Here is a 13,067-nt window from a genome sequence, read left to right as displayed (position 1 = left end):
TGCGGATGCTGGCCACCGGCGCGTACAAGCTGGTGTTGGCACCGCGAGACTCGACCCGGCCCTGGTTGACGAGGTCGACCTCCAGCCTGGCACTGCTGTTGGCGGTGATCAGCGTCTGGCCCGCACCCAGGCGCAGCAAGGCGTTGCCGCTGGCCTTGGTGATCACGCTCTCGTCACCGCCGCCTACCAGCAGGCGGCCACTGCCGTCGACATCGACGATGCCCGAGATCTGCAGGCGCACCGGGCCGGACAGCCAGTTGGTGCCATCGAGGATGCGCAGCGTGCCGTCGTTGACGAAGCTGCCGGCCAGCGTCAGCGTCGCGTTCTGCGAGGTCAGCGTCGTGCCGGCTTCGACGTTGATGGCGCCCAGGCTGGCGCCATCCAGGAACAGGCTGCCGCCGTTGCGGAACTCGCCGCCACCGGCCAGCGTGCCGCCGGCCACGGTGATGGACGGGCTGGCGAACAGCACGCTGCCGCCGGGCAGCGACTCGATGCGGCCCCCTGCGTTGGCGATGAACGTGCCGCCGCCGCGCGTGAGCTGCAGCTGCCCGCCGCTGGAGCGCAGCGTGCCGGTGTTGTCAACTTGGGCGCTCCACAGCTGCAGCGTGGCGCCGGCGCTGTCCACCACGCCCTGGTTGACGAGGTCGGGGTGGATGGCCGCGCTGACGCCGGGGCTGCCGACGATGCGGTGCTGTGGGCCGTTGGTCAGCTTGAAGCTGGCATCGGCGGCGCGGATGGCCGTCTGGCCGCCGTTGGATGCCGCAAACACCAGCTCGCCGTTGCCGGTCATCGCGGTGCTGGCCTGCAGCAGCAGGCGCAGCTCCTGGTTGAAGCCGGTATCGGCCCGCAGCGCGATGCGGCCGTTGTTGACGAGGCTACCGGCCACGCGGTGCGTGTTGTTGTGCAGGTCGACCGTCGTGCCGTCCAGCGTGATGGGGCTGGCCACGCCGTCCCAAAAGCTGGCGGTGACGACATTGAGCCGGCCGCTGCCCTGCCAGGTGCCGCCGTGGAAACTGTTGCTGGTGCCGCTGGTGGTGGCCACGGTGCCGGCGGCCAGGCCGATGCGGCCTTGCGGCATGGTGATGTCGGCATCGTGGAAGTTCAGCGTGCCGCCGTCGGCGCTGAGCAGGCCGGTCAGGCCGATGGCGCCGCGCAGCTCGGTGCGGCCGCTGGCCACCCAGAGCAGGCTGCCCGGCTCGGCGACCAGGATGCCGCCGCGCACGATGTTGCTGCCGTTGAAGGCGAAGGCACCACCGCTGAGCACGCGCAGTACGCCGCCGCTGTTGCTGATGTCCAGGTCCTGCAGCACGACGCTGCCCAGCGCCTGCGCCTCGACGAGGCCACTGTTGGCCAGTGTGCGGCCCTCGATCTTGAGGAAACCGTTGTCGGCGATGGCCTCGCCGCTGTTGGCCATGCCGATGACGGCCTTGATGCGCAGCTCGCCGCCCGGCTCGCCCGCCACGCGGCTGCCGGCGCGCAGCAGGCCGCTGTTGTCCAGATAGCCGCCCGTTAACTTCAGCGCCTTGCCCGGCGTGTCGGCCAGCACGCGGCCCTGGTTGAGCAGGGTCGCGACCGTGATCTGGCCGAAGCCGGAAATCGTGTGCGAGGACGAATGCGTCAGCACGCCGGCCAGGCCGCTGAGGAAGGAACCCTCGCTGGCCATGACGATCTCGCCGCTGCCGGTGATGGGCATGAGGAAGGGGAAGCTCAACGCCGAGGTGCCGGTCAGGCGGATGAGGCCGTCGTTGTGCAGCAGGCCGCCGATCTGGCTGACGCCGTCGATGGACAGCGTGGCCTGGTTCTGCAGCGTCAGCTCGGCGCCTTGCCCCAAGGCCAGCGTCGATACCTCCACGCCCAGGAAGCTGATCGGCACGCCGTTGTCGCCGGGGATGACGTCCACGTTCAGGGCGACGCTGCCGTTCGGAATGGTGGCGAAGAAATAGCGCTGGCCGTTGTTGTCGGGGAAGAACTGCCAGGGGTTGCTGAAGTCGACGATGACCCAGTCACCCGGCTTCTTGGCCAGCCATGAGCCGCTGCCGCTGACCCAGACGGCGGCGTACTGGGCCGAGGAGGGTGCTGGAACCAGCAGGCCGCACAAGCACAGGGCAGTGGCGAGGCGGCGCAGGGAGAGGCGATGGGCCATGGCGATCTCCTGCCAGGCGCAAGACGCCGGCCGAGCAGTGTGAACCGGCTGCCGGGCGCCTGCAATCGCAGCAAACTGGGCGTTTGGAACTGACGAACAGGCGCCTTCGCAATTGCACGCAGAATCCCCGCCAAGCCGAAGATGCGGTTGCACGGAGAGAGACAGAGATGCGAATCAAACTGGATGGGCGCTTGCCGCGAGCCATGGGCGTCGCCCTGCTGAGTTTGGCCTTGGGCACGGCGCAGGCCCAGCCTGCCGCAGCCAAGGCCAGGCCGGCCACGCCCAAGGTGGTCGCGGCGGCGGCCGTCGTGGCCCTGCCCGAGCGCGTGCGCGAGCTCGGCGGCATCGAGGAATACCGCCTGCCCAACGGCCTGCAGATCCTGCTCTTCCCCGACGCGACGCAGACCACCACCACCGTCAACATCACTTACCGCGTCGGCAGCCGCCACGAGGCACCGGGCGAGTACGGCATGGCCCACCTGCTTGAGCACCTGCTGTTCAAGGGCACGGCGCGGCAGAAGGACATCCCCGGCGCCATGGCCCAGCGCGGCGTGCGCTTCAACGGCACGACGACGGCGGACCGCACCAACTACTTTGCGGCGTTCAACGCGAATGCAGAAACGTTGGACTTCCTGCTCGACCTGGAGGCCGACCGACTGGCCAACAGCCGCGTCGCCAAGGTCGACCTCGACACCGAGATGACCGTGGTGCGCAACGAGTTCGAGCGCGGCGAGAACCAGCCCTTCGCCGTGCTGTCCCAGCGCGTCAACGCGGCGGCCTTTGCCTGGCACCCCTATGGCCACGCCACCATCGGCCCAAAGAGCGACATCGAGAACGTGCCCATCGAGAAGCTGCAGGGCTTCTACAAGCGCTACTACCGGCCCGACAACGCGACGCTGCTGATCGCCGGCGCCTTCGACAAGCCCGCCACGCTGGCGCTGATCGCCAAACACTTCGGCCCGCTCGTCAAGCCCGCCACACCCGTGCAACTGCCCTATACGGTGGAGCCGGCGCAGGACGGTGAGCGCTCGGTGGTCGTGCGCCGCGTGGGCGGCCAGCCCATCCTGCTGGCGGCCTATCACGTGCCGGCCATCACCCACCCCGACACGCCGGCCCTGATCGTCTACGGCCTGCTGATGAGCCTGCAGCCCAGCGGCCAGCTCTACAAGCAGATCGTCGAGCCCAAGCTGGCCGTGGCGGCCGGCATCGGCGGCGCGGGTGGCGTGGACCCCGGCACCGTCAGCGCCTTCGCGGCCCTGCCGCCGGGTGCGGACGTGAGCCAGGTCGAGACCCTGCTGCTGGACCTGGCGGAGGGCCGCACGACCAAGCCCTTCGACGAGAGCGAGCTGGCGCGCGTGCGCGACATCGCCGTCAACAGCTACCGCCAGCAGATGAAGAACCCCGAGGCGCTGATCCAGCAGATCTCCGGCCTCATCGCCGCGGGCGACTGGCGCCTGCTTTTCCAGCTGATGGAGGACATCCCCAAGGTCACGCTGGCCGACGTGGAACGCGTGCGCGCCGCCTACTTCAAGCCCGCCAACCGCACGCTGGGCCGCTACCTGCCGGCCGGCGCCGTGGAGCGCGTCGAGATCCCGGCCGCGCCCGCGCTGGACCAGCGCCTGGCCGCGCTGCAGGGCCCGCCCAAGGTGGAAGAGGGCGAGCAGCTCGAACCCGTGCCGGCCGTGCTGGAGTCGCGCGTGAAGCGGGCGACGTTGCCCAGTGGCATCGCCCTGCACACGCTGCAGAAGCAGACACGCGGCAACACCGTGGTGCTGCAGATGCAACTGCGCTGGGGCGAGCGCGACGCCACCTTTGCGCGCAACGGCACCGGCATGGTCGGTGCGCTGATGGACGAGGGCAGTGCCGGCTACTCCAAGCAGCAGCTGCAGGACGCCCTCATCAAGCTGCGCGCCAGCCTCAACGTCAGCAGCTACGACCAGGGCGCCACCATCTTCATCAGCGCCGAGCGCGACACGCTGCTGCCGGCCCTGCGCGTGGCGGCGGATGCGCTGCGCCGCCCCGGCTTCCCGCAGGACGCCTTCGACCGCGAGATCAAGTCGGGCATCGCCGGCATTGAGGCCTCGCGCCAGGAGCCCGGCGTGCTGCGCCAGGAGGCCACGCGCGCCCACTACAACGGTGCTCGCGGCGTCAGCCTCGGCCACCCGGACTATGTGATGAGCGTGGACGAGCGCATCGCCAACCTCAAGGCCACGACGCTGGACGACGTGAAGCGCTTCTATGGCGACTACTGGTCGTTCAACGAAGCCCAGGTCAGCGCCGTCGGCGCCTTGCCGGACGGCTTGGCGGCCGAGGTCGACAAGCTCTTCGGCGACTGGAAGAAGCCGGCCGCGCCGAAGTTCATTCGCCATGTGCCCCAGCACCTCGCCGTGCCGGCGGCGCGCTTTGACGCAATCGCCCGCGACAAGGCCAACGCCATCGTGCGCCTGCACCAGACGTTGCCGCTGAACAGCGAAGACCCCGACTACGCGGCGCTGGAGCTGGCCGTGCACATCTTCGGCGGCGGTGGGCTTGAGAGCCGGCTGTCCGAGCGCGTGCGCCAGAAGGAGGGCCTGACCTACGGCATCGGCGCGTCCCTGGGCGCCAGCTATTGGGGCACGGCCGGCAGCTTCGCCATCCAGGCCAGCTATGCGCCGGACAAGCGCGAGCGCGTCATCGCCGTCGTGCAGGAAGAAGTGGCCCGCATGGCCACCAACGGCGTGACGGCTGCCGAGCTGGCGCGAGCCAAGAAGGACATCCTGGAGGGCCGCAAGCAGGGCCGCGCCGACCCCGGCGCCCTGGCCGGCGGCCTGACCAGCCTGGCCGAGCGCGGCGAGACCTGGGCCGCGGCGCAGAAGCGCGACGACGCGCTGGCCGCCGTGACGGTGGAGCAGGCCAATGCCGCCTGGCGCAAACACATTGACGCGAAGAGCTTCATCATTTCGACAGCCGGTGACTTCAAGAATCCCTGAAGCCCCTGCCCCATGAGGCCGTGCAGCAGGTGCTGCGCGACCTTCCTCATTGCTGAAGAACAGCGCAGGCAATATTCACTGGCCTCACTGGCGTGGGGCGGTCGGTCGGCCTGTGATGGCGTGGCCAAAATCCGCGCCTCAGCGAATGACCGGCGGTGTAGCCCGCAGCCGCAGACACGAGTGACTTCTTTGCGAAGCGGCCTGATCCTGGCCTCCCTGTTGATTGCCCGCCTGGCGTCGGCCAACCCCCCCGGAGCCGCGGTAGCGAAGCCAGTGGCTACCGCCGCTGCACCCGAACCGGCCCTGCCCACTGCCGTGCGCGAGCTGGGCGGCATCGAGGAGTACCGGCTGCCCAACGGCCTGCAGGTCCTGCTGCTTCGCGACGCGACGCAGACAACCACGACAGTCAACATCACCTACCGCGTCGGCAGCCGCCAGGAGGTGCAGGGCGAGTACGGCATGGCCCACTTGCTGGAGCACTTGCTGTTCAAGGGCACCGAGCGGCACCGGGACATCGAAGGCGCCATGGCCGAGCGCGGCGTGAGTCGCAACGCGACGACAACGGCGGACCGCACCAACTACTTCGCGTCCTTCAACGCCAACGCCGCCACGCTGGCCTTCCTGCTCGACCTGGAGGCCGACCGCATGGCGAACAGCCGTGTCGCCAAGGCGGATCTGGACACCGAGATGACCGTCGTGCGCAACGAGTTCGAGCGCGGCGAGAACGAGCCTTCCTCGGTGCTGATCCAGCGCGTCAGCGCCGCCGCATTTGCCTGGCACCCGTATGGCCGCGCCACCATTGGCACCAGGAGCGACATCGAGAACCTGCCCATAGCGAAGCTGCGGGCCTTCTACAAGCGCTACTACCGGCCCGACAACGCGACGCTGCTGATTGCCGGTGCATTCGACAAGGCTGCCACGCTGGCCCTCATCGCTAGGCACTTCGGTCCCGTCGCCAAGCCGGCAGTGCCCATCCCCCAACCCTACACGGTGGAACCGGCCCAGGACGGGGAGCGCAGCGTGGTGGTGCGCCGCGTTGGCGGCCAGCCACACCTGCGGGTGGCCTATCACGTGCCGGCCCTCACGCACCCCGACACGCCGGCCTTGATCGTCTACGGCCTCCTGATGAATCTGCAGCCCGGCGGACAGCTCAACCGGCAACTGGCCGGGCTGGGCGCGTTCGCCAACATCAGCGTCGCAGGCGGCGTGGACCCCGGTCTGGCCAGCATTCACGCGGTGTTGCCACCGGACGCCGACGTGGACAAGGTGCAGGCCCTGCTGCTGGACCTGGTCGAAGGCCGCATGGCCCAGCCTTTCCATGAGAGCGAACTGCAGCGGGTGCGCGACGTCTTCGCCAATGAAAGCCGCCAGCGGATGAAGAACCCGGAGGCGCTGATTCAGCAGATCTCAGGCGTCATCGCCGCCGGCGACTGGCGGCTGTTGTTCAAGCAGATGGAGGACATCCCCAAGATCACGCTGGCCGACGTGGAGCGCGTGCGCGCCACGTATTTCAAGCCCGCCAACCGCACGCTGGGCCGCTACCTGCCAGCCGCCGTCGTGGAGCGCGTGGAAATCCCCGCCGCGCCGGCGCTTGAGCAAAGCCTGGCTGAACTGAAGGGGCCGGCCAAGGTCGAGGACGGAGAACCACTGGAACCTCAGCCGGCCGTGCTGGAGGCGCACACCGCGCACGCCATCCTGCCTAGCGGCATCTCGTTGCACGCCCTCCACAAGCAGACCCGTGGCAACACGGTGGTGCTCAAGATGCAACTGCGCTGGGGCGAGCGCGATGCGACCTTTGCGCGCAGCGTCGCTCGCATGGTCGGGCCGCTTCTGCTCGAGGGCAGTTCCGGCTACACCCGGCAGCAGCTGTGGGACACGATGATCATGCTGGGCGCCGACCTGGAAATTTCCAGTGACGACCAGGAGGCCACGATCACCGTCAGCGCTGAACGCGACACGCTCTTGCTAGCACTGCGCGTGGCCGCCGACCTGCTTCGCCACCCGCTGCTGCCGCAGCACGCTTTTGATCGCGACATCAAGCACAACATCGCCTCGCTTGAAGCCTCGCGCCAGGAGCTCGGCATCCTGCTCGAGGCGGCCACGCGCGGCCACTACAACGCCGCGCGCGGCGTCTCGTTGGGTGACCCGGACTACGTGATGAGCGTGGACGATCGCATTGCAAAGCTGAAGTTTGCGACGCTGGATGATGTGAAGCGCTTCCATGCCGACTACTGGAGCACCAACGATGCCCAGGTCGGCGTTGCCGGCGCCGTGCCGGACGGCCTGGCCGCAGAGCTGGAAAGGCTCTTCGGCGACTGGAAGAAGCCCGCGGCGCCGAAATTCGTGCGCCATGTCTCGCAGCACATCGCCGTGCCGCCCGCGCGCTTCGACGCCATCGTCCGCGACAAAGCCAGCGCCATCGTCCGGCTGCAACAGGCGCTGCCCCTGAACAGTGAGGACCCCGACTACCTGGCCCTGGCAATGGCCGTGCGCATCTTCGGCGTCGGGATGGAGAGCCGGCTGTCGGAGCGCGTGCGCCAGAAGGAGGGCCTGACCTACAACATCGGTATCTCCCTGGACGCCAGCTTGTGGGGCAATGCCGGCAGCTTCGGTATCGAGGCCAGCTACGCGCCAGAGGAGCGCGGCCGCGTCATCGCCGTCTTGCAGGAGGAAGTGGCGCGCATGTCTGCCCAGGGCGTGACCGCTGCCGAGCTTGCCCGCGACAAGAAGGCCTTTCTCGAAGGCAGAAAATCCGCGCGCATCCCACCCGGCCAGGTGGCGGGCTACCTGACGGGGCTGGCCGAGCGCGGAGAGACGTGGGACCTCTTCCGGCGGCAGGACGACGCCATCGCTGCCGTCACCGTCGAGCAGGCCAATGCGGCCTGGCGCAAACACATTGACGCGAAGAACTTCATCATTTCGACCGCAGGCGACTTCAAGACTCCGTAGAGTCAGCCAACCTTGTCAAAGGAGAGACCGCGATGAAGATCGACCCCTACCTGTTTTTTGACGGCCGCTGCGAAGAAGCCATTGAGTTCTACAAGAAGGCGCTGGGCGCCAAGGTGGAGTTCCTGATGCGCAACTCCGAGAGCCCCGAGCCACCGCCGCCCGGCACGCTGCCGCCGGGATCGGAGAACAAGATCATGCATGCCTCGGTGCACATCGGCGGCGCGCTGGTCATGATGTCCGACGGCATGTGCGGCGGCGACACGGCCTTCAAGGGCTTCTCGCTGTCGCTGGACTGCCCCGATGCGGACAGCGCCCGCGAGGCCTTTGCCGCGCTGGCCGAGGGTGGCCAGATCCACGTGCCGCTGGGCAAGACCTTCTGGGCGCCGCTGTTCGGCATGGTCAACGACCGCTTCGGTGTGGGCTGGATGGTGGGTGTGTCGGACGACGCGAAGTGAATGTTCCGCTGCGCTTGCCGGCGCACCTGAAGGCTGACTGCTCGGCCTGCGCGGCACTGTGCTGTGTGATCCCGCCCTTCGACGCCGTCCAGGGCTTCGGCTTCGACAAAGCGGCCGAAACGCCCTGCCACCACCTCTGCGCCGACCACCGCTGCGGCATCCACGCCGAGCTGATGGATCGCGGCTTTGCCGGCTGCGTGGCCTTCGACTGCCTGGGCGCCGGGCAAAAGCTCACGGCCCAGGCCGTCCAGCGCTTCGGCAGTGCCGACTGGCGCGCCCGGCCCGAGGTGGCGCGCTGGCTGTTTTCGGCCTACCCGCGCATGCGTGCCGCCCAGGAGTGGCTGGCCCGGCTCAGCCTGGCGGCCACGGTGGCTGGCCTGGGCGAACTGCAAGCCCTGGCGGAAGAACTGGAAGCCGAATCGCCGCGCTGGCCGGACTGGAGCGCGGCCGAGCAGGGCGCCTGGCAAGCCCGTGTGCGGGCGGCGCTGGCGCCGCTCGCCGAGAATCCAGGGTTTAGGAACTGAAGCAATCCATGGATTCAGCGAAACCCACGATGGCCGTGGCCCTGGCCGATGAACGGCTGGGCAAGGGCTGGCGCCGGTCGCAAACCCGCATCCGCGTCGTTGCCGTGCTGTGCGCCCTGGCGGCGGCGGCCATTGTGTTCAGCCTTTTCGAGCGGTTCCGGGTGCAGGAGGGCGAAGCCAAGCGGGAGAAGCAGCTGATCGCGGCCATCGACCTGCGCATCGGCAATCCGGCTGGGGCGGCCGTGCGCGGCGAGGCCAAGGCCCGTGCGGACATCGAGGCCGGCCTGCTGCAACTGGAGATCTTCGGCGAAGCATTGACGCCGGCCCATATCCAGCTCATGAAGAAGCGCTACGGGCTCACCTGGGTCAACAAGGGCAAGGCGTCAACGCTGCTGACCCAGGCCCATGCCGACGCCTACAACCGCGTGATGCTGGCCGAAATCGAGCGCCGCCACGGGCGCAAGGTCGCGGACGAACTGATGCTCATGCCCAGCCTCCCACTTGGGTTGAAGGACGAGATGGGCAGCCCATGAAACTCATCGGCATGCTCGACTCGCCCTTCGTGCGCCGCGTCGCGATCTCGATGCGGCTGCTGGGCTTGCCCTTCGAGCACGCGGCCATCTCGGTGTTCCGGGGCTTCGATGCCTTCCAGCAGATCAACCCGGTCGTCAAGGCGCCCACGCTGATTTGTGACGACGGCAGCGTGCTGATGGACTCGACGCTGATGCTGATCTACGCCGAGGCCCTGGCGGGCCGCAGCCTGATGCCAGCCGCGCCCGCCGAGCTGACGCGCGAGCTGCGCCTGATCGGCCTGGCCCTGGCCGCCTGCGAGAAGACGGCGCAGATCATCTACGAGCGCGGCCTGCGCCCGGCCGAGAAGCGGCATGAGCCCTGGGTAGCGCGCGTCACGGGTCAACTCAATGCGGCCTACCGCGAGTTGGACAGCGAACTGGCCGCCCGGCCGTTGGACACCAGCGAGGCGGGCCTGCGCCAGTCGGGTCTGTCGGCGAGCGTGGCCTGGACCTTCACGCAGTTCGTGCTGCCCGAGGTGGTGCCGGCAGAAGGCTTTCCGCACCTGGTCGCGCACACTGCGGCGGTCGAGCGGTTGCCGGCCTTCCTCGCCATTCCCTGCGATGACGCGATCCAGTTGAGCTGATGGCCACGAAGCGTCCTCCGCAAACGGTCTACGTCTTCCAGGGCGGCGGCGCGCTGGGTGCCTACCAGGCCGGCTTTGTCGAGGCGCTGGAGGACGCGAGCCTGCCGCCGGACTGGCTGGTGGGCACTTCCATCGGCGCCATCAACGCCGCACTGATCGCCGGCAATGCGCCGGGCGACCGGCTGAAGGCCTTGCACAGCTTCTGGGGCCGCGTGACGCGGCCGGCCCTCGCACCGCAACTTCCGTCCAGCCCCTGGACAGCGCTGTGGCAACAGGGCTTGCAGACCTGGCAGACGCTGACCAGCGGCGTGCCCGGCTTCTTCAAGCCGCGTGGCCCGCAGTCCTGGGACATGAACCGCCGCGCACCGCTGGCGGAGCTGAGCTACTACGACACCGCGCCGCTGGCCGCCACGCTGCGCGAACTGGTCGACTTCGAGCGCATTGCCCGAGCCGAGACGCGGCTGACGCTGTGCGCCGTCAATGTGCGCTCGGGCGAGCTGGCCTTGTTCGACAACCGCGACGGCCACACCCTCATTGGCCCGGAGCATGTGATGGCCAGCGGCGCGCTGCCGCCCGGCTTCGCGCCGGTGCAGATCGGCAAGGATGCGTTCTGGGATGGCGGCATCTACAGCAACACGCCGCTGGACGTGGTGCTGGACGACTCGGAGCGCCGCGACACGCTGTGCTTCATGGTCGACCTGTGGGACGCAAGCGAGGCCGCACCGCAGACCATGGCGCAGACGCTGACGCGCTACAAGGACATCCAGTACGCCAGTCGCATCATGGAACACCTGGGCGACCACGAGCGCATGCAGAACCTGCGCCGCGCGCTGCGCCTGGTCGGCAAGAAACTCGACAGCAAGACCGCCGCCGACCCGGCCGTGAAAGAGCTGCTGGCCCTGGGCTGCGACTCGCGCATCGACGTCGTCCACCTCGTCATGCGCGCGCTGGACGGCGAAGACTCCTGGCGCGACATCGACTTCAGCGACTCACGCCTGCGCGCACGCTGGGCGGCCGGGCTGAAGGATGGCCGGCGCATGCTCAGCCGTGCGCCATGGAAGGCGCCGCTGGAGGAGGGCATCGGCATGCGTGTCCATACGCTGGACGGCGCGGACTGAGACGTCAGCGGCCCAGGCAGTTGGCGTTGTAAGCCTCTTCGGCCGTCGTCGCCTTGTCGCCCTGGGCCCGACGCGTGCGGATCGCGTCGCGCAGCGCGATGCAGCGCTCCTGCAGTCGCTGGCTCTCCTGGCGCGACTGCGCGGCCTCCTGCCGGGTATGGCGCTCACCCTCGCGTTGTCGGTTGCGGTCCTCCGAGAGGCGTTCCCGCGCGTAAGCATCGTCCTCGGTGCAATGACTGCGGTATTCGCGCTGCAGATCCGTGACGACGGATCGGCCCACGCCACGGCTGGGCGCGGTGCGAATGGCATCGTTGACTTCCGCGCAGCGTTGGCTCAGATAGCGATGGTGGTCGGGTGCCGGCTGCAGGCTGGGCGTGGACGAGCGATAGGTGGTGGACGCTGTCTGCTGCGTCGCGCCGGCGGCGACCAGCCGGGCCGGCGACGCATTGGTCGGTGCGCAAGGCCGGTCCGAGAGGTAGGTCGTGCCGCCGACGATGCAGCGATAGGTCTGGGCGTGGGCCGTGGTGGCCGCGAGCAGGCCGCAGAGGGCGGCCAGCAATGTCTGGATTCGAATGCTCATGAATGGTGCTTTTCCCTGAGCTTCGAATTGTCTCGACCGGCCGGCGGCGTGATCACCCTCGGTTGTGTGGCCGTGCCGCGCGGTGTCCGGCGTTTCGAGACTTATGTCTCAGGCACCGGCTGACGGTGCCGTCAGGTCAGGCCTTGGCCAAGGCGTCCAGCTTGCCGACCGTCGCCCAGTTGCGCGTCGTGACGTTTTCGCCGAGCTTCTTCAACAACAGCATGGCGGCCTTGCTTTCCAGTATGCCGTTGCCGCACCACAGATAGGCCGCATCGGCCGTGACGACAAAGCGCTCGCCGCTGTCTGCCACGATGCCGGCGGTGGCCTGCAGCGTGGTGGCATCGGCGGGGATGGCGACGAGCAGGCGGCTCGGATCGTCCGCCTCGGCAATCGGGTTGGCCGCCGCGATGGCGGCCCACTCGGTGGCGGTCTTCAGGATGACGGTGGCATCGACGCCCAGCTTCTGGGCCACGGCCGCCCTGATCTTGTCGGCCGTAAGCTTCTTCTTCACGTCGAAAACCGCGTTGCCGCTGTTCAGCAGCGTGGCCACGTTGGTGGCGCCCAGTTCAGCCAGCAGCGCCTTGAGGTCGGCCATCGCCAGGCGCTTGGCCTTGCCGACATTGATGCCGCGCCAGAGTGCGACGTAGCGCATGAGCTTCTTAGCTCATGCCTTGATGACGCAGCAGCGCATCGATCCTGGGCTCGCGGCCGCGGAAGGCCTTGAAGTTGTCGATGGCGTCGCGCGCTCCGCCTTGCTCCAGCACCTCGTTCAGGAAGCGCTTGCCGGTGGCCGGGTTGAACACGCCTTCCTCCTCGAAGGCGCTCCAGGCATCGGCGCTCAGCAGTTCGGCCCACTTGTAGCTGTAGTAGCCCGCCGCGTAGCCGCCCGCAAAGATGTGCGAGAAGCTGTGCTGGAAGCGGTTGAAGCTGGGCGGGACGAGCACGGCGACCTCGGTGCGCACGTCGTCGATCAGTTGCTGAACGTGGCTTTCAGCGCCGGGCGTGGCGTGCAGGCGCATGTCGAACAGCGAGAACTCGATCTGGCGCAGCGTCATCAGCCCGCTCTGGAAGTTCTTGGCCGCGATCATCTTGTCGAACAGTTCGCGCGGCAGCGGCTCGCCCGTGTCGGCGTGGCCGCTGAGTTGCTGCAACACGTCCCACTCCCAGCAGAAG

General features: G+C 68.4%; 11 protein-coding genes. 7 read left to right on the top strand and 4 right to left on the bottom strand.

What is annotated here, in order from left to right; genetic code table 11:
* The coding region (locus tag ACXRVZ_RS26600; RefSeq protein ID WP_458233048.1) for a hypothetical protein at positions 1 to 2,143 on the bottom strand (2,143 nt) is incomplete at its 3' end.
* Between the two features lie 167 nt (positions 2,144 to 2,310).
* Between ACXRVZ_RS26600 and ACXRVZ_RS26595 the strand changes: the two genes are divergently transcribed.
* From ACXRVZ_RS26595 to ACXRVZ_RS26565, 7 genes are all read left to right on the top strand, one after another.
* Positions 2,311 to 5,112 carry a M16 family metallopeptidase gene (locus ACXRVZ_RS26595; protein ID WP_457426883.1) on the top strand — a complete coding sequence of 934 codons (2,802 nt, stop codon included), beginning with the start codon at positions 2,311 to 2,313 and terminating at the stop codon, positions 5,110 to 5,112.
* 273 nt (positions 5,113 to 5,385) lie between these two features.
* Positions 5,386 to 8,061, top strand: coding sequence for a M16 family metallopeptidase (locus ACXRVZ_RS26590; protein WP_458233047.1), 2,676 nt, complete (start codon positions 5,386 to 5,388; stop codon positions 8,059 to 8,061).
* Positions 8,062 to 8,093: 32 nt separating this feature from the next.
* On the top strand, positions 8,094 to 8,516 hold the full coding sequence (locus tag ACXRVZ_RS26585; protein ID WP_457427575.1) for a VOC family protein: 423 nt from the start codon (positions 8,094 to 8,096) through the stop codon (positions 8,514 to 8,516).
* Positions 8,513 to 9,040, top strand: a complete 528-nt coding sequence (locus ACXRVZ_RS26580) for a hypothetical protein (protein WP_457427577.1) — start codon at positions 8,513 to 8,515, stop codon at positions 9,038 to 9,040. Before ACXRVZ_RS26585 ends, ACXRVZ_RS26580 begins: the two co-directional genes overlap by 4 nt.
* A 29-nt stretch (positions 9,041 to 9,069) precedes the next feature.
* Positions 9,070 to 9,573 (top strand): hypothetical protein, encoded by a 504-nt coding sequence (locus ACXRVZ_RS26575; RefSeq protein ID WP_457427579.1) that lies wholly within the window; start codon positions 9,070 to 9,072, stop codon positions 9,571 to 9,573.
* The gene (locus ACXRVZ_RS26570; protein WP_457427581.1) at positions 9,570 to 10,196 is read left to right on the top strand and encodes a glutathione S-transferase; all 627 of its coding nucleotides are present in this window, start codon (positions 9,570 to 9,572) and stop codon (positions 10,194 to 10,196) included. The genes ACXRVZ_RS26575 and ACXRVZ_RS26570 overlap by 4 nt, the downstream gene beginning before the upstream one ends.
* On the top strand, positions 10,196 to 11,314 hold the full coding sequence (locus ACXRVZ_RS26565; protein WP_457427583.1) for a patatin-like phospholipase family protein: 1,119 nt from the start codon (positions 10,196 to 10,198) through the stop codon (positions 11,312 to 11,314). Before ACXRVZ_RS26570 ends, ACXRVZ_RS26565 begins: the two co-directional genes overlap by 1 nt.
* A gap of 4 nt (positions 11,315 to 11,318) precedes the next feature.
* On the opposite strand, the gene ACXRVZ_RS26560 is transcribed toward ACXRVZ_RS26565, so the two are convergent.
* The 3 genes from ACXRVZ_RS26560 to ACXRVZ_RS26550 form a co-directional block, all read right to left on the bottom strand.
* A complete protein-coding gene (locus ACXRVZ_RS26560; RefSeq protein ID WP_457427585.1) occupies positions 11,319 to 11,894 on the bottom strand; it encodes a hypothetical protein in 576 nt (191 codons plus the stop codon).
* A 136-nt stretch (positions 11,895 to 12,030) separates the two neighbouring features.
* A complete protein-coding gene (locus ACXRVZ_RS26555; protein ID WP_457427587.1) occupies positions 12,031 to 12,546 on the bottom strand; it encodes a DUF1697 domain-containing protein in 516 nt (171 codons plus the stop codon).
* A gap of 7 nt (positions 12,547 to 12,553) precedes the next feature.
* Positions 12,554 to 13,067: M3 family metallopeptidase (locus ACXRVZ_RS26550; RefSeq protein WP_458233046.1), on the bottom strand; the 514-nt coding region annotated here is incomplete at its 5' end.

Source organism: Roseateles sp. P5_E8 (assembly GCF_054177665.1).
This window is presented reverse-complemented; position numbering and strand designations above follow the sequence as displayed.